Below are 21,551 nucleotides of genomic sequence, written 5' to 3' on the forward strand. Positions count from 1 at the left end.
CGGCCCCAGGACAGATCGTTCTTGTCCGGCCTTCAAATGACGAGACCGGTCCCTTCATCTATCAGGTGCATATTGTTGAGGTCCACCGCCAATCGCAACATGCCGCCATCCCGTGCACCGGCATTCGGACTGACGCGGCCACAGACCTCGCTGCCGTTGAGATTGAAATAAATCAGCGTCTCCATCCCCATCGGCTCGGTGATGTCGAGCACGGCGTCGAACGCCGCGACGCCGGGTTCCAGCGTCGCCCTCGCATCGGTGATGTGCTCGGGCCGGATGCCGAGCTGCAATTTCTTGTCGCGCGCGATCCCGCGATAATGCGCGGCCTTCTGCTCCGGCATCGGCATCGCGATCGTGTCCGACAGCCTGATCTGCAATCTGCCGGAATTGTCCTCCAGCGTGCAGGGAATGAAGTTCATCGAGGGCGAGCCGATGAAGCCGGCGACGAAGCGCGTCGCCGGCCGATGGTACAGTTCGTTCGGCGTGCCGACCTGCTCGATCCGCCCCTGATTCATCACCACAACGCGGTCGGCCAGCGTCATCGCCTCGACCTGATCGTGGGTGACGTAGACGGTCGTGGTGCGCACCTTCTGATGCACCCGCTTGATCTCGAACCGCATCTGCACGCGGAGCTGAGCGTCGAGATTGGACAGCGGCTCGTCGAACAGGAACACTTTGGGATTGCGGACGATCGCCCGGCCCATCGCGACGCGCTGGCGCTGGCCGCCGGAGAGCTGCTTCGGCTTGCGGTTGATCAGGTCGGTAATGTCGAGCATCCGCGCCGCCTCGTCGACGCGCTGCTTGATTTCGGCCTTGGGATATTTCTTCAGCCGCAGCCCGAACGACATGTTCTCCGCCACCGTCATGTGCGGATACAGCGCGTAGTTCTGGAACACCATGGCGATGTCCCGATCCTTCGGCGGCACGTCGTTGACGACGTCGCCGCCGATCACGATGTCGCCGTCGGAAATGTCCTCGAGCCCCGCGATCATCCGCAGCGTGGTCGACTTGCCGCAGCCCGAGGGGCCGACGAACACCACGAATTCCTTGTCCGGAATGTCGAGATCGATGCCGCGGACCGCTTCGACGTCGTCGTAGCGCTTCACCACCTTGCGCAGATTGACTTCGGCCATTCCCTCACCCTTTCGTTGCGCCCGCGGTGAGCCCCGCGACGTAATAGTCCATCAGGAACGCGTAGATGATCAGCGGCGGCGCCGCGCCGAGCAGCGCCCCGGTCATGATCTGTCCCCAGTTGAAGACGTCGCCCTTGATCAGCGTGGTGATGATGCCGACCGGCAGCACGAGCTGGTCGACCGAGGTGGTGAACACCAGCGGATACAGGAATTGTGCCCACGACACGGTGAAGGCGAAGATCGTCGCGGCGATGATGCCGGGCATCGCCACCGGGATGAAGATCCGCGTCAGCGTCTGGAACCACGACGCGCCGTCGATGATCGCCGCTTCGTCGAGTTCCTTGGGGATCGAGGCGAAATAGCCGATCATGATCCAGGTGCAGAACGGCACGGTCAGCGTCGGATAGATGATCAGCAGCACGTACCAGCGGTTGATCAGCGGGATGCCGCTCCAGTCGCCGAACGACGCGAACATCTTGAACAGCGGGATGAACAGCAGCGTGTCCGGGATCAGATAGGTCAGGAACACGCCGGTGGCGAGCGTCGCCGAGCCCCAGAACCGCATCCGCGCCAGCGCGAACGCGGCAGGCACGCTGATCAGCATGGTGATGGTGACGACGAAGATCGAGACCATCGCCGAGTTGAAGAAGAAGGTCAGGAACTGGTTCGAGGTGAGCAACTGGATGTAATTGTCCAGCGTCGGGTGAAACACCCACCACGGATTGGTCGCCGCCGAAATCTCCCGGCTGCTCTTCAGCGAGGTGATCAGCATGTACAGCGGCGGCACCAGCGAAAACGCCGCGAAGATCGTCAGGAAGACATAGGACCATTTCAGCGCCCATGCGCGGTCGCGGCTCATGCTGCCGTAAGCGGGGTTGCGTCGCGGCCCGGTCTTGTCGATCGTGAGCGTGGCCATCAGCTTTCGTTCCCGCGTTTGTTGATGTCGCGTAGGATGAAGATCGCCGCGACCGCCAGGATCGGCAGCATGAACAGCGAGACGCTGGCGCCGAGCGGAATATCCGAGCCCTCGATTCCGATCCGGAACGCCCAGGTGGCGAAGATGTGGGTGTGGTCGAGCGGGCCGCCCGCGGTGAGAATGCGGACGATGTCGAAATTGGCGAAGGTGACGATCAGCGAGAACAGCGTGGTGATGGCGATGATGTTGCGCATCATCGGCAGCGTCACGTACCACAGCCGCTGCCACCAATTGGCGCCGTCGATCGACGCCGCCTCGTAGAGCTGCTCCGGAACCGATTTCAGCGCCGCCAGATACATGATCATGAAGAACGGCGCGCCGTACCAGATATTCACCAGGATCACGGAGAACCGCGCCCACGCCGCGTCGCCGGTCCACGGGATCGGCCCGGCGCCGAACAGGCCGAGCGTGTAGTTGAACGCCGAATAGGACGGATCGAACAGCCACAGCCAGGCCAGCGTCGACATCGCGGGCGGGATCACCCACGGCACCAGCAACATGCCGCGCCATTTGCGCTGGCCCTTGGCCGGCACGTTGTGGACGAAATGCGCGACGATGAAGCCGAGCAGCGCCTTGAAGAACACCGCGGTGATCGCGAACAGGCAGGATTGCTGCACGACCAGCCAGAACGTGTCGCGCTTGAACAGGAACTGGAAGTTGCCGAACCCGACGAAGCGCTGCATCGTCTTGTTCAGCGTCGACAGATGGATCGCGTAGAGCGCGGGATAGACCACCAGCACGCCGATCAGCACGAGCAGCGGCAGCGCCATCAGGAAAGCGATGGTGGATTTGCGGTGCATCATCGCCGCAAGCCCGCTTCGCTTGCGGCGGGTTGACGCCGCGGCGACGCGGCCGGGCTGATACGGAATGTCGACCATGATGGCGTCGTCCTCGCGCGAAATGGCTGGGAACGAGCCCGGAGCCGACGCGATCCGCGGCTCCGGGCGATGACGCATTGCGCCGGTCGGCGCTGCCGCGGAGATCATCCCGCAGCAGCCGCACGAGCGGCGTCAGCTCCGCATGAAGCCCTCGCATTCGCCTTCGGCCCAGGCGAGCGTCTTCTCCATCGCCTCGCCCTGGTAGTGGCGCACGCACATCTTCGTCAGCGTGGCCTGGGCATAGATCTGCTGGGCGATCTTCGGCGGCGCCGGCGACGCCGCGATCGACAACGTCTGGCGCTGATACGGATCGGGATAGCTGAACAGCGTTCCGGCCGGCGGCGCCTGCTCCGCCCAGACCTTCAGCTTGGTGAGGTTCGCGAACGCCGGCAGATCGTAGCCGCCGCTGGCCGCGACCAGCTTCTCGATCGACTCCGGCTGCGACAGATGCCGCAGCAGGCTCTTGGCCGCCTCCTTGTTCTTGGAGAACGTCCAGGTGGCCCAGAAGAACGGCAGGAACGGCGCGTAGCGCCCCTTTGGACCTTTCGGGAAACCGTGGGTCCAGAGCTGCTCGGCGACTTGCGGCGCGTCGCGCTTGGCGACCGCCCAGGCGCTCGGCGGGTTCATGATCATCGCGCCTCGGCCGGACACGATCCATTTGTTATTCGAGGAATCGTCCCAGGCGGGGACGTCCGGCGGCAGGAACGCCATCAGTTTCTTGTAGAAGTCGAGCACCTGGCGGACCTCGTCGGTCTTCACCGTCAGGTCGCCCTTGGCGTTGACGAGCTGCGCCCCGAACGCCTGGAAGAACGCGCCGGCGCTGTCGACGCTGTCCGAGGTCTCGCCGAGTCCGATGCCGAACGGCACGCCGGCCTTGTGGCAGGCTTCCGCCGCCTTCAGGAACGTCTCCATGGTCCAGTCGTCATCCTTGGGCTCGCTGCCCGCGGGATACATCGCCTGGATGTCGAGATTGGCGTGCTTCTTCAGCAGATCGATGCGCGTGCACGGCCCCTTGATCTGGCTGCCGATGCAGGACGGCACCGCGAGCCATTTGCCGTCGCGCTTGGCGAGATATTCGACAGTATTGTTGACCTTGCCGTTCTGCTTGATCAGGTCTTCCATCAGATCGTTGACGGGCTCGATCAGTTCGGCGTTGGCGTGCGGCCACCAGGTCGGCATCGACAGGATGTCGTGGCCGGATTTCGCCTGCGCTTCCGCGGCGATGGTCAGCAGGTTCTTGTTGCCCTGACTCGGGATGTAGTCGATCGAGACCTCGACCTTTTCCTTCTCGCCCCATTGCTTGACGAGTTCGGTGCAGCTGTTGTTGGCGCCGGGCACCCAATGATCCCAGAAGCCCATCGTCAGCTTGCCGGCGGCGTGGGCGCCGCGGACGTAAGGCGCGGTGACGAGCGCGGCCGTTGTGGCGGCGGTGGCGGCGACGAACTGACGTCGGGTCAGCCTTCTCCGGGACATTGCATCAAGAGACGTAGCAGATAATTTGGTGTGATGAGGCTTACTGTCATGAGGCTTGATGTCATGAGAACTGGCGTCATGAGGCTTGGCATCATAAGAACCGGCATCATGAGACGTGTCATCATGAGACATGGCGTTCCTCCCTGGTGAGCCAATGCGATGGTCTGGGCTTTGAAGCGCTTGTTCTTGATGGCGCGACTCTGAAGGCCGCTTTTGCCACGGAAGCAGTATCTGTCGTCACGACGATCTGATCAGAATTGTCAGCAACTGTCGAGAAATCAGATTGGTTAGTTGATCAGACGATTAGTTGGAGTTGTTTGCACAGCAGCATCGCCGCGCGGTGCACCGCGGAAATTGTGCTACGCAAAGGCTCGCACGTGCGTTCGCATCTGCACTGCGCCGCATCTGCATGACGATGGCGGCGAGGTTTGCCGCATGGCACGCGGCGCAATTGCCGCACCCGTCGCGCAATTGTCGGCCTATGAGCGCGTCGCCAGCGCAACGCCGGCGAGCGTCAGCACCAGCGCCGCGATCTGGCCGAGGCCGAGCGGCTCGTGCAGCGCGATCGCCGAGGCCACAACGCCGATCACCGGCACCGCCATGGTCCCGATCGCCGCCACCGAGGCCGGCAATCGCTGCACCGCCGCGAACCAGCACAGATAAGCGACGCAGAACTGGATCACGATCAGATAGACCAGCCCGGCCCAGCCGAGCGGCGACAACGCGTCGAGCTGCGGCACCTCGAACGCCAATCCGATCACCACCACCGGAAAGCTGCCGATCCCGATCTGCCACGCCGCCGAGGTGGTGCCCGGCAAAGCGATCGGAAACCGCTTCAGGAAGACGGTGCCGAGCGCGAAGCCGACCGCGCCGGACAGCGCCAGCAGCACGCCGGGCAGCTTGGCGACGCTGGCGGCGAAGCCGTGGGCGCCGAGCAGCGCGACGATGCCGCCGAACGCCATCGCCAGCGCCAGGACGCGCAGCAGGGTCATCCGCTCACCGAGCAGCGGCCACGCCAGCAGCGCCGTCCACACCGGCATGGTGTAGGCGATCACCGCGGTCTCGCCGGCCGGCAGCCAGAGCAGCGCCAGGCCCATCACCGCCATCCACACCGTCACGTTGAAGAACGCCGAGATCACCAGCCGAAGCCGCTGGCTGCGCGGCACCGCGAGGCTGTCGCCGCGCAGCCAGGCGATCGCGAACAGCGTCAGGGCGCCCGCAAGCCCGGTGAGGCCCCGCGCCGGCAGCGGCGGCCATTGCGAGATGACGTATTTGGTGATCGGCCAGCTCAGCCCCCACGACACCGAGGTGACGGCGAGCAGCACCAGACCGCTGGTCGCGACGCGCGGCGGCGCCGCGGCGGAGGATCGGTCGGACATGGGGGCACCCGGCAGGATGGACGGGCCTCACCATGCCGGTATTGGCGTCCCGTCACCACCCTCAAAAACGGCGGCGGGCCATTCCGGGCTGAGTCGCGCGTGGCAAGCCCCCGGAGCGAAAAAATACCTGCCCTGTGAACAGCGGGTGCAGGCTGGAATCCGGGCCGCGCCGCCGGGTTTTTGCTGTTTGGATTCCGTGAGGACTCACCGATACTTGGCCCCGTCAGGACGCCACCCCACCCCCTGTTTTCCACGTAGTTCCACCATATTTAGTATTTGATTCAGGAACCCGCACTATTGCTTGACGGGTCAGACGGAGTCGGCCTAGCTTCAGGACTGTTCAGCGAGGGTAGTTTTTGGTCCCGCCGAACACTCCCAGAAGGGTACCGAGCCGACCACCTCCGACAAGCCTGAGCGGCACCGGGGCGTGGGGTCATCTGTGCTCAAAATCGACTGTTTGGGCGCAACAGACGGGCCGCGTAACGGGCTCGCGTCAAAGCGTGGGACTTGCGTAGGGTAGAGGCCGCGATTGAAGGCAATCGCGCGTCGCCCTTTGAGACACAACAGGGCCGGACCACCGGCTCGCATGGCGAACCCGATTGAATTTTGGGTTCGCGACCAACAACTTTCGGGCCCAGCGGGGTCCGGCACAGAACGGGGCACGAGATGAAGATCGAGCGGCGCTACACCACTGACGGCCAGTCACCCTATGCGGCGATTCAGTTCCGGCTGACGACGAGCGAGATTCGCAATCCCGATGGGTCGGTGGTGTTTCGCCTCGAGAATGTCGAAGTGCCCGACAGCTGGTCGCAGGTCGCCTCCGACGTGCTGGCGCAGAAATATTTCCGCAAGGCGGGCGTCGCCGCGCGCCTGAAGAAGGTCGAGGAAGAGACCGTGCCGTCGTGGCTGTGGCGCTCGGTGCCCGACACCGACGCGCTCGCCGCCCTGCCCGATAGCGAGCGCTTCACCAGCGAGCATTCGTCCAAGCAGGTATTCGACCGCCTCGCCGGCTGCTGGACCTATTGGGGCTGGAAGGGCGATTACTTCTCGTCCGAAGACGACGCCCGCGCCTTCTACGACGAGCTGCGCTACATGCTGGCGTCGCAGATGGTCGCGCCGAATTCGCCGCAATGGTTCAACACCGGCCTGCACTGGGCTTACGGCGTCGACGGCCCCGGCCAGGGCCACTATTACGTCGATCACAAGACCGGCAAGCTGACCAAGTCGAAATCCGCCTACGAGCATCCGCAGCCGCACGCCTGCTTCATCCAGGGCATCGAGGACGACCTCGTCAACGAGGGCGGCATCATGGACCTGTGGGTGCGTGAGGCGCGGCTGTTCAAATACGGCTCCGGCACCGGCTCCAATTTCTCGCGGCTGCGCGGCGAAGGCGAACGCCTGTCCGGCGGCGGCCGCTCCTCCGGCCTGATGAGCTTCCTGAAGATCGGCGACCGCGCCGCCGGCGCGATCAAGAGCGGCGGCACCACGCGGCGTGCCGCCAAGATGGTGGTGGTCGACGCCGACCATCCGGACATCGAGGCCTATATCGACTGGAAGGTGAAGGAGGAGCAGAAGGTCTCGGCTCTCGTCACCGGCTCCAAACTCAATCAGAAGCACCTCAAGGCGATCCTGAAGGCCTGCGTCAACTGCCAGGGCTCGGGCGACGACTGCTTCGACCCCGAGAAGAACCCTGCGCTCCGCCGCGAGGTCAAGCTCGCGCGCCGCGCGCTGGTGACCGACGCGATGATCAAGCGCGTCATCCAGTACGCCAAGCAGGGCTACAAGGAGATCGACTTCCCGATCTACGACACCGACTGGGATTCGGAGGCCTACCTCACCGTCTCCGGCCAGAACTCCAACAATTCGGTGTCGCTGAAGGACGACTTCTTGCGCGCGGTCGAAACGGATGGGGATTGGAACCTCACCGGCCGCACCACCAAGAAGGTGATGAAGACGCTGAAGGCCCGCGATCTGTGGGAGAAGATCGGCTACGCCGCCTGGGCCAGCGCCGATCCCGGCCTGCACTTCAACACCACGATGAACGACTGGCACACCTGCAAGGCCTCGGGCGACATCCGGGCCAGCAATCCGTGCTCGGAATACATGTTCCTGGACGACACCGCCTGCAACCTCGCCTCGGCCAACCTGCTGACCTTCTACGACACCACGGCGAACGTGTTCGACCTCGGCGCCTATGAGCATCTGTGCCGGCTGTGGACCGTCGTGCTCGAGATCTCGGTGCTGATGGCGCAGTTTCCGTCGAAGCAGATCGCCGAGCTGTCTTACGAGTTCCGCACCCTCGGCCTCGGCTTCGCCAATATCGGCGGCCTGCTGATGACCATGGGGCTCAGCTACGACTCCAAGGAAGGCCGCGCGCTGTGCGGCGCGCTGTCGGCGATCATGACCGGCGTGTCGTATGCGACGTCGGCCGAGATGGCGGCGAAGCTCGGCCCGTTCCCCGGCTACAAGAAGAACGCCGCGCACATGCTGCGGGTGATCCGCAATCACCGCCGCGCCGCCCATGGCGAAAGCCGCGGCTATGAGGCGCTGTCGGTCGCCCCTGTCCCGCTCGACCACGCCGGCTGCCCGATCCCCGAAGCGATCACGCACGCCAAGGCGGCGTGGGACAGAGCGCTCGAACTCGGCGAACTGCACGGCTATCGCAACGCGCAGGTTTCGGTGGTCGCGCCGACCGGCACGATCGGCCTGGTGATGGATTGCGACACCACCGGCATCGAGCCCGACTTCGCGCTGGTGAAGTTCAAGAAGCTCGCCGGCGGCGGCTACTGGAAGATCATCAACCGCGCGGTGCCCGCCGCCTTGCGCATCCTCGGCTATCCGGAAAACCAGATCGCCGAGATCGAGGCCTATGCGGTCGGCCACGGCTCGCTGTCCAACGCGCCGGCGATCAACCATTCGACCCTCAAGGCGAAGGGCTTCACCGACGAAGCGCTGGCCAAGGTCGAGGCGGCGCTGCCGACCGCCTTCGACATCAAATTCGCCTTCAACAAATGGACGTTCGGCGAGGACTTCCTGCGCCAGACCCTGAAGATCGAGGCCGACGCGATCGCCGCGCCGAACTTCGACCTGCTCGCCGCGCTCGGCTTCTCCAAGCGCGAGATCGAGGCCGCCAACATCCACATCTGCGGCGCGATGACCGTGGAAGGCGCGCCGCATCTGAAGGCGGATCACTACGCGGTGTTCGATTGCGCCAATCCCTGCGGCAAGATCGGCAAGCGCTATCTGTCGGTCGAGAGCCACATCCGGATGATGGCGGCGGCGCAGCCGTTCATCTCGGGCGCGATCTCCAAGACCATCAACATGCCGAACGACGCCACGGTGGAGGACTGCAAGTCCGCCTACATGCTGTCGTGGAAGCTCGCGCTGAAGGCCAACGCGCTGTATCGCGACGGCTCGAAGCTGTCGCAGCCGCTGTCGTCGCAACTGATCTCCGACGACGACGAGGATGATGATGCGCTCGACGCCTTCCTGGAGAAGCCGATGGCGGCGCGCGCCGCCCACGTCTCCGAAAAGGTGGTGGAGCGTCTGGTCGAGCGCATCGTGGTGATGCGCGAGCGCGAGCGGATGCCGGATCGCCGCAAGGGCTACACCCAGAAGGCGGTGGTCGGCGGCCACAAGGTCTATCTGCGCACCGGCGAATATGACGACGGCCGGATCGGCGAGATCTTTATCGACATGCACAAAGAGGGTGCCGCCCTCCGATCGTTCATCAACAACTTCGCGATCGCGGTGTCGCTCGGCCTGCAATACGGCGTGCCGCTCGAGGAATATGTCGACGCCTTCACCTTCACCCGCTTCGAGCCCGCCGGCCCGGTGCAGGGCAACGACTCGATCAAGTATGCGACGTCGATCCTCGACTACGTGTTCCGCGAACTCGCGGTCAGCTACATGGGCCGGTTCGACCTCGCCCATGTCGATCCGAGCGAGACCGGCTTCGACGCCATCGGCAAGGGCGTCGACGAAGGCAAGGCGCCGGAAGGCACGCCGTCGAGCCACGCCGCGACCAAATATCTGTCGAAGGGCCTGACCCGCTCGCGCACCGACAATCTGGTGGTGATGCGCGGCGTGCCGGCCTCGCCCGACAGCGGCTCGGCTCCGGTCAAGATGGCCTACTCCCAGCCGGAGACCCACGCCAAGTCGACCTCCCGCATCGGCGACGTCCTCGAAGGCGCCACCGCGCTGAAGCAGGAAGTCCAGACCGATCTGTCGCCGACCGAAAAGCTCGAAGCGCTGCAATGGAGCAAGGCCAACACCGCCGCCACGCAGCCCGTCGCCTCCAAAGCCGAACGCCGCGCCGAAGCCAAAGCGCGCGGCTACGAGGGCGACAGCTGCGGCGAATGCGGGAATTTCACGCTGGTGCGGAACGGGACTTGTATGAAGTGTGATACTTGCGGAAGCACGACGGGGTGTAGCTGAGACTTTTTATCCGCTTGAGGACTTTGGCCCGACGGCGATAAGCTCGCTGTCGGGCCTATTCATGACATGTTGAAGTTATTCGGCATTCGCATTCTTAGGAAAGACGTTTCTCCAAATGATTACTGACAAGCCTGATGACCTTCAGGAACTGAAACCAGCTCCAGCGCTGGCCAGTGCCCAAGGTCACGTCGAGAGCGTTTCTCCGCTACAAAGCGACCTCACCAATTCTTCCGCCGACGAATCAGCACCATCAGATGGGTCCACACTCGGAATAGCGGACACCCGGTCTACCCGTGCGCGTCGATGGAGCCCCTTGGAGACAATCTGCGTAAAGAACTTCAAAGCAACCAAGGAAGCTTCAATCCCCCTCCGAGACGTCACTATATTGGTCGGCCCCAACGGCTGCGGAAAATCATCTGTATTGCAGGCGATACATTGGGCCGCGCGATCGGCTAGCTACGTTTTGCCTAAAAACACCAAAGAGATGATTTCATTTGAGCGACTGGACTATGTCCCTTCTAGTGACCCCCTGACCACGCTTCACAACGGCGAAATGAAATCAGATGGAAGCTCGACCCCTGTTGAAGTGATCTTTACACACCGCCCCATCGCTGAAGAGGTAACACAGGCCACGGTCCGCATTCGAGCAGCTCGAAATCGAGGGGGCATCACGGCGTACATGGATGGGGGAAGCGCCGTCACTCCGTACAAGCAACGCTATCAATTTATAACCGCTTACATTCCCGGCCTCGCTGGCCTGGCTGAGAAAGAATCAATATTGGCACAGCCGACGTTGCGCCGCCAAGCAGCCAGCGGCGACGCCGGCGGGGTACTTCGAAACATCTTGTTAAACCTGAGAAGTCGAAGAGTTAATGAAACCGACGACACTCAGGGCAAAGAGAGACTTCGACGTCTCAACGAACTCATCCGTCAAGTGCATCCCGGCGTTGAAATCAATGTCTCGTTTGACGAGCGCGAAGACTACCACATCACAGCCTCAATTTCGACGATCAGCCAATCACGCCCCTTGGAGACCGCGGCAACCGGCGTTTTGCAAGTAGTACAGATCTTTGCCTATCTTATTCTTTTTGAGCCGAAGGTGATGTTGATTGACGAGCCTGACGCGCACCTGCACCCTGACAAGCAAGAACGCCTGATAGAAGCCCTCGAACGCGCGGCTCCAGAGTTCGAGACTCAAATTATCCTTACCACGCATAGCCCTCATATTGTTCGGGCAGCCAGCCCCTCGGCGCGACTTGTGTGGATGAGGAACGGCATTATTGAAACAGACGATGATGATGCTATCCGGCGCCTTCTGGGCTGGGGCGGCCTCGATAAAGCGGCGCTCTTTTTTATTGAGGACGAAGACGACAAACCGCTTCGTGCAATATTACGTCAATGGCCGGAATTGTTTCGCCAGATCAGCCTATGTCGCTGTTTTGGGATCGACAATCTGCCACGTGACAAATTTTTGCGCGGCCTGCTTGTGGACGGCGAGCTAAAGGTTGACGCTTTCTTGCACCGCGATCGCGATTTTATGACAGCCGAAGAGACAGAAAAATGGTGTCGAAGCTTCAAAACGGATCGTGTTTTTCCGTGGGTAACGAGGGGTTGCGATGTCGAGGCGTATTTCTGCGAGTCTGAGTATTTGGTTGCCTTGTTTTCGGTGACGTTTGATGAGGCAAACCATTGGCGCAATGCAGCGGCTCAATCGGTAACGAAGGCGCGCGAGACCTTTTTGGAGAAGCGGAAAGCCGTAGTTAGAACTCTCTGGCCCAACGGAGGGTCTCCAAATTCTGAGACAATGTGGGAAGAGGCAGGCGGCAAGACGCCGGCGACCGTGAAAGGAAAAGCGCTTCTGGCGGCATTGAAGGTCGAAGTAAAGAATAGCAAGAAGGACCCTAAACTTCTTGATGGATTTACTATTCCTAGCAATTTCGAGGTGGCGAGTGATTTGAAAAATCTCATCAAGGCGATACTTGAGCCCGTAGCAACCATTAAAGCGCCGTCTGGCTTTTAACCCATGGCGAGCCGCGCTGGACGACGGTGTTTGCGTAGATGAGGAGCTTGCGAGCGCAGGCGACGAGGGCGTAGTTGTGTGCGTAGCCTCGGGCTTTAAGGCGGGCGTAGAGCGCGCACAGCCCGTAGGGCGGATTAGCGCAGCGTAATCCGCCGCTCAACACGCGGTGGCGCAATACGCTGCGCTATTGCGCCCTACGCGCTACGATCCAATCGCCAAGGAAGCAAAGCCCGATTACCGAATTGGCGACATCGAAGACGCTAACGTACTTATTCAAAATAGCCTCTGGCTAAATGTTCCACTTGGAGATCTGGATAGACATGAGCAAGTAGCCTCACTACGCGATCGAAAGAAATGGGCAGACAATTAAATCGAACAGATCAGACTGCTAAACTCGAAATTTTCTGAATTGGCTCAGAATTTCATCACAGTCTGCGTATGATGCATTTGCCACCTGCGAACGAACGCAAATCCTTTTACAATCAAAGACATATTTGTCGACCAGTTGGAGAATTTGAATGGCTACTCACCGAGTATTGTTAACGACGCCTCCGTTAGAAATTGGTCGGGCAGATGTTTGCCTTGAAATTCGACGAAACGACGAAAAGCTTGGAGAACTAAAAGTATCACATGGATCGGCCGTTTGGTTCCCGAATGGCAACGTGTACGGATACAAGCTCAGCTGGTCCAAAATCGCGTCGCTATTTGAGGAACATGGACAGAGTCGGGCAGAAATTCGTTAGCAAACGTAGCCCGTAGGGCGGATTAGCGGAGCGTAATCCGCCGCTTAACGCGCGGCGAGGCACCACGCTTCGCTGTTGCCCTTCCGAATTGCGAGAGTCGCCGCATGCAACGATTCCTCGACTCCGTGTCTCGCCGGTCCGTCGCGCTGCTGGGCGCCTTGGGCGTGATCGTGGCGATCGTGATCGTGGCGATCGTGATCGTGGCGACGCAGCTCCGGAATTGGGGCATCATCAGCTCCACGCACTATCTTGCTTGGGCGGCATTCGCGATGAATCTGGGCGTGTCGGCCCTCGGCCTGCCAACGCCGGAACGCCGCTGGTGGATTGCGAATGCGATCCTCAGCGTGCTCGCGATGTTTCTGATCGGAGCCTCGACGGTCCCCACCGCGATCGTCGCACTCGTCCGGTTGTTCTGGAACTGATCTGCCTGGCTGGTGCAGCAACCGTAGCCCGTAGGGCGGATTAGCGCAGCGTCATCCGCCGCTCACCACGCGGTGGCGCAATACGCTTCGCTATTGCGCCCTACGAATTGCGAGCGAGCGTAGCCCGGGTGAGCGCGGCGACACCCGGGGACGCGCCGCGGAATCATCGCCCCGGATAGCGCTTCGCTTATCCGGGCTACAAGTGCCGGCGATGCCGCACCGGCGCCCGCTGTAACGCCCGCCCTCGCCATTGTCCTCGCCCTTCCCCCATGCGATCCTCCCCACCATGTCCACGTCCCGCGAAAACCCCGTCCTGAAAACAGCGCTGGTGTTCGGAGCGACCGGCTTGATCGGCTCGCTTCTCGTCCGCGGCCTGCTGGCGAGCCCGGACTACGCGCGGGTGACCGCGGTGGCGCGCCGGCCGCTGACGCTGAGCGATCCGCGGCTGACGGTGCTGATCGGCGATCTCGACGCCCTGCCCGCGCTGGCCCCGCAGCTGGTGGCCGACGAGGTGTTCATCGCGCTCGGCACCACGCGCGCGAAAACGCCCGACCAGGCGGCGTACTACCGGATCGACCATGACTATCCGGTGCAGGCCGCGCGCATCGCCAGGCAGAACGGCGCGCAAGCGGTGTTGCTGGTCTCGGCGGTGGGTGCCAATGCCGCGTCGGGGCAGTTCTACCTCCGTACCAAGGGCGAGGCTGAGCGCGACATCATCGCGCTCGATTTCGACAAGACGCACATCTTCCGCCCGTCGATGATCATGGGCGAGCGCGCCGAACGCCGCCCGGTGGAACGGCTGCTGGTCGCCGCAGCGCTCGTTATCAACCCGCTGCTGCGCGGCGCCGCCGATCGCTATCGCGGGATCGACGCCGACGCCGTTGCGCAGGCGATGATCGCGGCGGCGCAGACCGACGCGACCAAGCTGCGGATCTATCATTGGAAGGACATGACGGCGCTGCTGCGCAGGTGACGGGACGAGCGTCGCACGTGCGAACAGCAAACCGGTAGCAGCTCACACCCTCCTTCACCGCGCCAGCGCGAGGAGCGCATCCAGATCCAAATTGCTTTCGCAATGATCGGCCAAGGCTTCGAGTGTCTGTTCTACGCGGTGCTCGAAATCGAGGCCCGAGGTCGCCGCACCGATCTGCGTCAACCAGGCTGAACGGAAATCGTCGCCACCGAAGAGGCCGTGCAGATATCCGCCCATGACGCGGCCATCCGCAGACACCGCGCCTTCCGGACGAGGCTCGCCGGCGCCCTCCTCGAGCAACAACCACGGCCGATCGAGACCCGCACCGATGGTCCTTCCCATGTGCATTTCGTAGCCGGCGACGCGCCGTCCGCTGAGCCGATCACGGGCATCGATCTCGACCAGACGTTTGTCGCCGGAGATTTCAGTCTCGATGTCGAGCAGTCCGAGGCCCGCCGTTTCGCCCGGTGGCCCCTCGATCCCCATCGGATCGCGAACGACGCGCCCGAGCATCTGGAAGCCGGCGCACAAGCCGACGACACGCCCGCCTCGACGCACATGCGCGTGGATGTCGACGTCCCATCCCTCGCGCCTGATCAGATCGAGTTCGATACGGGTCGCCTTCGAACCTGGCAGCACGACCACGTCGACATCACCCGGGATCGGCGAGCCCGGCTGGATCCATCGCAGGTCGACGTCGGGCTCGGCCACCAACGGATCGAGATCGTCGAAATTGGCCACGCGTTGCAGACGCGGCACGGCGACCTTGAGCCGGCCCCGGCTCGCCGCCGCCGCGCGTTCGAGCGCAAGCGAATCCTCCGCAGGCAATCGGTCGGCGCCGGGAAACCACCGCAGCACGCCGAGGAACGGCCAGCCGGTCTGCTCGGTAATGGTGCGGCAGCCCGGTTCGAACAGCGAGAAGTCGCCGCGGAATTTGTTGATGAGATAGCCGACGACGCGCGCGCGATCGCCTTCGTTGAGCAGCACGTAGCTGCCGACCAGCGCCGCCATCGTCCCGCCGCGGTCGATATCGGAAAGAAACACCACCGGCAGATCGGCGGCCTCGGCGAACCGCATATTGGTGATATCGGAGGCACGCAGATAAACCTCGGCGCCGCTGCCGGCGCCTTCCACCAGCACCAGATCGGCTTCGGCCGCAAGGCGTTCGAAGCTGTCGAGCACCGCCGGGATCAACCGCTGCCGCATGTGATGATAGATCCGCGCCGGGCAATTGCCGAGCACCCGCCCGCGCAGCACCACCTGCGCGCCGATATCGGTCTGCGGCTTGAGCAGCACGGGGTTCATGTGGATCGACGGAGCCACGCCACAGGCGCGCGCCTGCAAGGCCTGCGCGCGGCCGATCTCGCCACGAATCCGCGTCCCGTCGGCGCCCGGCGGAAGATCCGAGTCGGAGGCGACCGCCGCATTGTTGCTCATGTTCTGCGCCTTGAACGGGCGCACAACGAGGCCGCGCCGCGCAAACGCCCGGCATAGTCCTGCGACCACCATGCTCTTGCCGACGTCCGAACTCGTGCCCTGGATCATCAGCGCGCGCGCGCGTCGCGGTCCCGAATGCGGGCGCGGCGAGAATTGAATGCGGGATACCAGTTCATCGACATCGACAGTCGTCATTTTGATACTCGGTGGGTGTGGAAAGAGCGGGCGTTGGGTGGCGAGCGGCGAACAGGCCGCGCGCCACGAGGATGAAGCAGCGTCGCCTCGGAACGACTTGACGTCAGACGCAATCGCGCCGATAGCACGCCGCCATGATCCTCATCAGCGCACTCGATAATGCTCCCCGCCTCGTTGCCGAACGCAGCCCGGCTCGGTCGCTGTCGTTGCTGGCGCCGTGGCAGAAGGTGGTGTTCGACGAGAGCTGGCTGCCGGCCGAGCGGCTGATCCTGGCTTTCAACGATGTCGACGTCGCCGCATCCGTGCATGTCGCGCCGGACGAAACCATTGTTCGCAAGATCATCGAGTTCGGGCGAGGCTGTGGGGACGATCAGGACATCCTGATCCATTGCTGGATGGGCGTGAGCCGGTCGCCGGCCGCGGCGTATGCGATCGCCTGCGAGCGCGCGCCGGGCGACGAACAGCTCATCGCCGACGATCTGCGGCGTCGCTCGCCCACGGCGACGCCGAACCGGCTGATCGTCGCCCTGGCGGACGATTATCTGTGCCGTGGCGGACGCATGGTCGATGCGATCGCGCGCATCGGGCGTGGATGCGACGTCGACGGGGACGCCAGCCCATTCGAATTGCCGCTCTCGCGGAATCGACGGTCCGCCCATCACATCTGACCGTGGCTTGCGCCGGCAATCTACGTGCATGAGGCTGTCTCGAAAAATGCCAAGGATCTGCCGCCGCCGCAAAGCGGGGCAATGGCGGTCGTCCGACGCGCAACTACCTGTCGCGTGAGAACTCACACGCGCGGATCATGCGGCGTCGGCTGCGAAAACCGATGAGGATCGTGTCAGGCGAGGCGTCGTGGTTGCATGTCTTTGTCCTTCTTCGACCCACCGTCGAATGGCATCCAAAACGACCCTCGGCCGGTCTCCTGGCTCGCGGAGAATGTCCCGATCGCCTTCCCAAGTGGCTGGAGCCGAACTCAGTGGCGCATTTGACCGGAGACGATCCGCTTACAGTTGCGGGGGCAGCTGCGGACTAGGCGATTGCTCGCCGCACCGCATTCCCGTTTCACCCTTCCAAGAAGGGCACCGAAGGTCGATGCGCGCACATTGCCAATCCTGCGGAGCGCAACATTGACAATGATCAAACCGGTGCGAGCCGGAACAATGATCCGGGAGATCGACGGCATTCGCTTGATCGCTGTGCCGCGTGTCGGTCTGTCGGTTTCGCATTTGGAGACGGACAACCCGTTGCCATGGATGTCGGAGACGATGGACCTGAAGAAGGAAAAAACGTCATCGAGACGCGTGTCATCGAGTATCACAACGGCGGCGCGCTGGATTGGGATCGACTGCTCTTTGTCGATGGCGTCAGCTGCTTATTCGCCTTGCACGCCGTCACGTGGCGTGCTGAAGTCGCTTCAGCCTACGGTGCCTCTCGTCGGAGAGGTGAAACTGGGAATGCGGTGCGGCGAGAGATCGCCAATTCCGCAGCTGCCCCCGCAACTGTGAGCGGAATAGGTCCGGATCAAACTGCCACTGAGCTTCTAAGTGATGCTTGGGAAGGCGATCCGGACAATCTCCGCGAGCCAGGAGACCGGCCGAAGGCGTTGTTCAACTCGGATCGACGGTGGGTCGGCGATGGAGCTTTTCATGTACACGCGCAGCTAGAGCGTTTTCGAGCGACGTGGAACCGGCTCGCGCGAAGAAGACGCGTCAGACCGAAGAGTTAGAGCGCCGATTCTGATTCGATCAGAATCGAAAAAGCTCTCGTCCGACGATTTGTGTCGTCGAGGCGCGGGCTTCGTCGGGCCGTGCTCCATTTCAAGATCACCACCCCGCCGCGCGTGCTACGCGCAGCGAGCGTGGCTGATTGAACTCCACCAAGTATTTCTCGGACCCGGCCGACATGGAACCAAAGGACACAACAACGAACGAAGCCTTCAAAGGCTTGACGAACGAGGCGTGCCCGTTCCTTCCCTGCCACAAGGGCGTCGAACGCGAGTTCAACTGCCTGTTCTGCTACTGCCCACTGATCGCCTACGAGTGTCCGGGGCCGTATCAGGTTTTTACTGATCGCAATGGCATGAAACGCAAGGATTGCAGCGCCTGCACGCTGCCGCATGATGGCTATCGCCGCTCCTGGAATTTCATTCAACGATGGCTGGAACGGCCGCGCATCTGGGACGGGAGCGATCAGGATCCCAAGCGGATCAAAGACGCTCCATCTGAATGACCCGTCGGCGACGCTGTCGCCGAAGCCCGGAAGCTCAGCGTTGCAAGCCGACGTCGACGGCGGACCTTGTCCGCTCGATCCGCTCGATCGCCCGCGCCAGGCGATCGAGCGCGACCGGAAGCATGGCGCCGCCGCAGATCGTCAGTTGCTCCGGCACAACAATTCGGCGGCTCGGTGGGTACGCATTCTGGATCGATGGATGAAGTAGCAACGCCTTGCCCTGATCTTCCGCCTCAGGTCGGTCTTCCGCGACCAGCAGCAGGTCCGGTCGGGAGGCAACGATTGCTTCGAGCGAAGCGAACCCGCCATAAGCGAGTCCGAGTTCGGACGCGGCGTTCGACAGACCGACGGTCTTCAACAGCGAACTGATCAGGCTGTCGCCGCCCGTCACCCAGCCGCGCCGCGACAGCGCCAGGACGCGCGCTTGGCGCCGCGATGCCATCGCCGTTGCCCGCGCGCTGGCTCGGTCGATATCGCCAATCAAGGCTTCGGATCGTTCCGGATGCCCGACTAATTGGCCGACCCGCAAAATCTGCGCTTTGACGTCGTCGATGGTGCGCGGCGAATCGAACTCTTCGACCGGCAATCGCTTCGCCCGCAGCAGCTCACGGGTGGCGCGCTTGCCGTATCGCCCGGCCAGGATGACGTCCGGCGCCAGCATCAGGAGATCTTCCGCCTCTCCCGAAAGCTTCGGATAGCGCTCGGCCTCCTTGGCCAGCCAGGACATGTGCGGATCCCGCGCATAGGGGCCGAGCCCGACGATTTGTTCGGGATCCGCCAGCGTCAGCAGAAGCTGATCGGTGCACATGTTGATGGACGCGAACCGTTTGGGCGCAGCATCCGCTGGTCGCAAGGTGATCACCAGGGCCAACAAGACGAGCGTCGGCGCCAACAGCCGAAGGCGTTGGAGCACCCCAGTCATCGCATCGCCCACGGCACCAGAACCGGCTGCGCCTCGTGACTGGATCGGTAGGCGTCGATCGAGAACACCTCGGCCAGGCTGGGAGGCGCCAGCACCGCGTTCGGCGGCCCCATTGCGGCAAGATGACCGTCGCGCAACATCAGAATCTGATCGGCGAACCGTGCCGCCAAACCGATATCGTGCGTGACAACAATGACCAGCGCACCGGCACGGGCCTGACGCTGCAGCAGCGCCATCACCGAGAGCTGAAAATAGGGATCGAGCGACGCAATCGGCTCGTCGGCCAGCAGGATCGGCGCGCCTGTCGACAGCGCCCGTGCGATCGCAACCCGTCGCCGCTCGCCGCCGGACAACTCGGTCACGCGGCGATCCTTCATCGGCCTCAGCTCGACTTCGTCCAACGCGCGGTCGACCGCCTCGATATCGCCCGCACCCAGGCGGCGGGGGTCCGCCGAGCCATGCGGATAGCGCCCCAGCGCCACGACATCCTGAACCGGCAAGGGCCAATGCACGGCCTCGCCTTGCGGCACGTAAGCGAGATGCCGGGCACGCCGACGCACCGGCATCCGGCCGACGTCTTCGCCGCCGATCAGGATGCGTCCTCGGCTCGGCACCAGACCTGCGAGCGCGCGTAGCAGCGTCGTCTTGCCGGCGCCGCTGGGGCCGACCATCGCGGCGATGCAGCCGCGCGGCAGGCTGAACGAAACGTCACGAACCACTTCGCGGCCGCCGAGTCGGACACATAATCCGTTGACGGCGAAATCGTCAGCCTCGGTCATGTCATGCTGCTGCTGAGCGTGCGCCGCTCGCGCACGACGAGATAGAGGAAGAACGGAACGCCGATCAGAGCCGTGAGCACGCCGACCTTGATTCCGCTGCTGGATGGGATGAGGCGCACGGAGATATCCGCAGCGAGCAGCAAGGCAGCGCCTCCGAGTGCGCTCGGGAGCAGCAGGCGCCCGGGATCGTGCCCGACAAACGGCCGCATCAGATGCGGCACGACCAAGCCGATGAAACCGATCGTGCCTGATACCGCGACCGACGCGCCGACTCCCAGCGCAACCCCCATAATCACCTGCAGCCGCAGCCGCCCGACATCGACCCCGAGGCTCTGCGCCGCTTCCTCACCGAGGCTGAGCACACGGAATGCTTCGCCGCGCGTGAACAGCAACGCCGCTCCGCAGACGATGAAAGGAAGCGCCAAAGTGACGTGCTGGAAGCTCCGGTCCTCCAGCGAACCAAGCAGCCAGAACGAGATTTCGAGTGCGGCGAACGGATTAGCCGCCAGATTGAGCGCCAGCGAGGTGGCGGCGCCGGCGAGGCTCGATAGCGCCAGACCGGCCAGGATCAGCAGCAACAAATTGGCGTTGCGCCCCGCGACCGCGATCAAGATGAAAACCGAGACGAAGGCCATCGCGATCGCCGCGAGCGGCAACAGGAAGGACAGCGCGTCCGCCAGGCCTGCCGAAATCACCAACACGGCCCCGAATGCGGCGGCCTGAGGCGCGCCGAACAACGAAGGCGAGGCAAGCGGATTTCGCAGCAGGCCCTGCAAAGCCGCCCCGGCCAGGCCGTGCATCGCGCCGATTGCGACCGCGAGGATCGCGCGCGGCAGACGGATCTCCTGAACGATCGACCGCTCCGCGTCCGTCCCTCCGCCGAGCAAGGCGTCGACCACCACGCCAATCGGAAGCCGGACCGGGCCAATGCTGAGCGACAGCAGGAACAATACGATCACGCCACTCGCGAGGATCAGCGGGGCGGCTGCACCTTCAGCAACGCGCACGGCATTCCCCGCCGCAGCGCGACGCAAACATTTTCTTCACGGCTACATCCTCCGTCGGCCCATCGCCGAACGAGTTCTTTCAGAGGTACCGGCCGGTCTCCTGGCTCGCGGATCTTTGGAGCGTCCGCCTTCCCGGCCATTGGCCAGTGGCATCAAGGACACTCCGATCCGCCCACAGTTGCGAGGGCAGCTGCGGCATTGGGACAAGCGTCCCGCACCGCATTCCCGTTTCACCCCTCCTTCGAGAGGCACCGGTACTGCGGCCGGTTAAGCACGCTCATCCGGGCTGCACAAGGCGGACAGGTACTTACGTAATTATCCTTAAGTATAAATCGGACCCGTTCATCACATGCGCGGCCGAGGCTCTTATGGACAACGGCACACCCGATCGACGCCTCTTGACAAAATTCCTATAGGATCGTATACCCATGACATCCCGCCCCGATGAGGGGGGCGTTTCGCGATCGTCACGATCCGCGGGGCGGGAGGCGATGGACGCGGCAGCGTCAGGCGCGGATGTGAAGGCAGGGCGGGTCTCCTCCGAT

Annotated in this window: 15 protein-coding genes, 1 pseudogene and 3 riboswitches; of the genes and pseudogenes, 7 read left to right on the forward strand and 9 right to left on the reverse strand. The window is 63.1% G+C overall.

Going from position 1 to position 21,551, the window contains the following annotated elements; all coding sequences use genetic code 11:
* Positions 1 to 32: 32 nt before the first annotated feature.
* The 5 genes from BMY71_RS12875 to BMY71_RS12895 form a co-directional block, all read right to left on the reverse strand.
* A complete protein-coding gene (locus BMY71_RS12875; protein ID WP_092684158.1) occupies positions 33 to 1,133 on the reverse strand; it encodes an ABC transporter ATP-binding protein in 1,101 nt (366 codons plus the stop codon).
* A gap of 4 nt (positions 1,134 to 1,137) precedes the next feature.
* Entirely contained in the window at positions 1,138 to 2,049 is a 912-nt protein-coding gene (locus BMY71_RS12880) for a carbohydrate ABC transporter permease (protein ID WP_011503311.1), read from the reverse strand.
* A complete protein-coding gene (locus BMY71_RS12885; RefSeq protein ID WP_041806012.1) occupies positions 2,049 to 2,987 on the reverse strand; it encodes a carbohydrate ABC transporter permease in 939 nt (312 codons plus the stop codon). Before BMY71_RS12885 ends, BMY71_RS12880 begins: the two co-directional genes overlap by 1 nt.
* A gap of 132 nt (positions 2,988 to 3,119) precedes the next feature.
* Positions 3,120 to 4,460, reverse strand: coding sequence for an ABC transporter substrate-binding protein (locus BMY71_RS12890; RefSeq protein WP_041805347.1), 1,341 nt, complete (start codon positions 4,458 to 4,460; stop codon positions 3,120 to 3,122).
* A gap of 479 nt (positions 4,461 to 4,939) precedes the next feature.
* The gene (locus BMY71_RS12895) at positions 4,940 to 5,839 is read right to left on the reverse strand and encodes a DMT family transporter (RefSeq protein WP_092684160.1); all 900 of its coding nucleotides are present in this window, start codon (positions 5,837 to 5,839) and stop codon (positions 4,940 to 4,942) included.
* A gap of 666 nt (positions 5,840 to 6,505) precedes the next feature.
* On the opposite strand from BMY71_RS12895, the gene BMY71_RS12900 reads away from it, so the two are divergent.
* From BMY71_RS12900 to BMY71_RS12920, 4 genes are all read left to right on the forward strand, one after another.
* Entirely contained in the window at positions 6,506 to 10,276 is a 3,771-nt protein-coding gene (locus tag BMY71_RS12900) for a vitamin B12-dependent ribonucleotide reductase (protein ID WP_092684162.1), read from the forward strand.
* 115 nt (positions 10,277 to 10,391) lie between these two features.
* A complete protein-coding gene (locus BMY71_RS12905) occupies positions 10,392 to 12,296 on the forward strand; it encodes an ATP-dependent nuclease (RefSeq protein ID WP_092684164.1) in 1,905 nt (634 codons plus the stop codon).
* Positions 12,297 to 13,143: 847 nt separating this feature from the next.
* Positions 13,144 to 13,461: a hypothetical protein gene (locus BMY71_RS12915; RefSeq protein ID WP_092684168.1), complete on the forward strand. Its 318-nt coding sequence runs from the start codon at positions 13,144 to 13,146 to the stop codon at positions 13,459 to 13,461.
* Positions 13,462 to 13,747: 286 nt separating this feature from the next.
* Entirely contained in the window at positions 13,748 to 14,434 is a 687-nt protein-coding gene (locus tag BMY71_RS12920; RefSeq protein ID WP_092684170.1) for an NAD(P)H-binding protein, read from the forward strand.
* 54 nt (positions 14,435 to 14,488) lie between these two features.
* Here the strand turns inward: BMY71_RS12920 and BMY71_RS12925 are convergent, their stop codons facing one another.
* Complete coding sequence (locus BMY71_RS12925; RefSeq protein WP_092684171.1) at positions 14,489 to 16,066, reverse strand: cobyric acid synthase; 1,578 nt, start codon at positions 16,064 to 16,066, stop codon at positions 14,489 to 14,491.
* A gap of 134 nt (positions 16,067 to 16,200) precedes the next feature.
* Here BMY71_RS12925 and BMY71_RS12930 point away from each other — a divergent pair, with 134 nt between their 5' ends.
* The 3 genes and pseudogenes from BMY71_RS12930 (at position 16,201) to BMY71_RS12935 (ending at position 18,298) form a co-directional block, all read left to right on the forward strand.
* Positions 16,201 to 16,734 carry a tyrosine phosphatase family protein gene (locus BMY71_RS12930; RefSeq protein ID WP_175557665.1) on the forward strand — a complete coding sequence of 178 codons (534 nt, stop codon included), beginning with the start codon at positions 16,201 to 16,203 and terminating at the stop codon, positions 16,732 to 16,734.
* Between the two features lie 230 nt (positions 16,735 to 16,964).
* Positions 16,965 to 17,171: riboswitch (cobalamin riboswitch) on the reverse strand.
* Between the two features lie 124 nt (positions 17,172 to 17,295).
* Positions 17,296 to 17,411 (forward strand): annotated as a pseudogene (locus BMY71_RS25275) (ribonucleotide-diphosphate reductase subunit beta); the annotation flags it as partial.
* 63 nt (positions 17,412 to 17,474) lie between these two features.
* Positions 17,475 to 17,682, forward strand: a riboswitch (cobalamin riboswitch).
* Between the two features lie 289 nt (positions 17,683 to 17,971).
* Positions 17,972 to 18,298: a cysteine-rich small domain-containing protein gene (locus BMY71_RS12935; protein WP_041805349.1), complete on the forward strand. Its 327-nt coding sequence runs from the start codon at positions 17,972 to 17,974 to the stop codon at positions 18,296 to 18,298.
* 34 nt (positions 18,299 to 18,332) lie between these two features.
* On the opposite strand, the gene BMY71_RS12940 is transcribed toward BMY71_RS12935, so the two are convergent.
* From BMY71_RS12940 to BMY71_RS12950, 3 genes are read right to left on the reverse strand one after another with little or no spacing between them, the layout of a single operon-like run.
* A complete protein-coding gene (locus tag BMY71_RS12940; RefSeq protein WP_092684231.1) occupies positions 18,333 to 19,220 on the reverse strand; it encodes an ABC transporter substrate-binding protein in 888 nt (295 codons plus the stop codon).
* A complete protein-coding gene (locus BMY71_RS12945) occupies positions 19,217 to 19,999 on the reverse strand; it encodes an ABC transporter ATP-binding protein (RefSeq protein ID WP_092684173.1) in 783 nt (260 codons plus the stop codon). The genes BMY71_RS12940 and BMY71_RS12945 overlap by 4 nt, the downstream gene beginning before the upstream one ends.
* Positions 19,996 to 20,955 (reverse strand): FecCD family ABC transporter permease, encoded by a 960-nt coding sequence (locus BMY71_RS12950; protein WP_430715329.1) that lies wholly within the window; start codon positions 20,953 to 20,955, stop codon positions 19,996 to 19,998. Before BMY71_RS12950 ends, BMY71_RS12945 begins: the two co-directional genes overlap by 4 nt.
* 124 nt (positions 20,956 to 21,079) lie before the next feature.
* Positions 21,080 to 21,277, reverse strand: a riboswitch (cobalamin riboswitch).
* Positions 21,278 to 21,551 lie beyond the last annotated feature (274 nt).

The sequence above is a fragment of the Rhodopseudomonas pseudopalustris genome (assembly GCF_900110435.1).
GTDB lineage: Bacteria > Pseudomonadota > Alphaproteobacteria > Rhizobiales > Xanthobacteraceae > Rhodopseudomonas > Rhodopseudomonas pseudopalustris.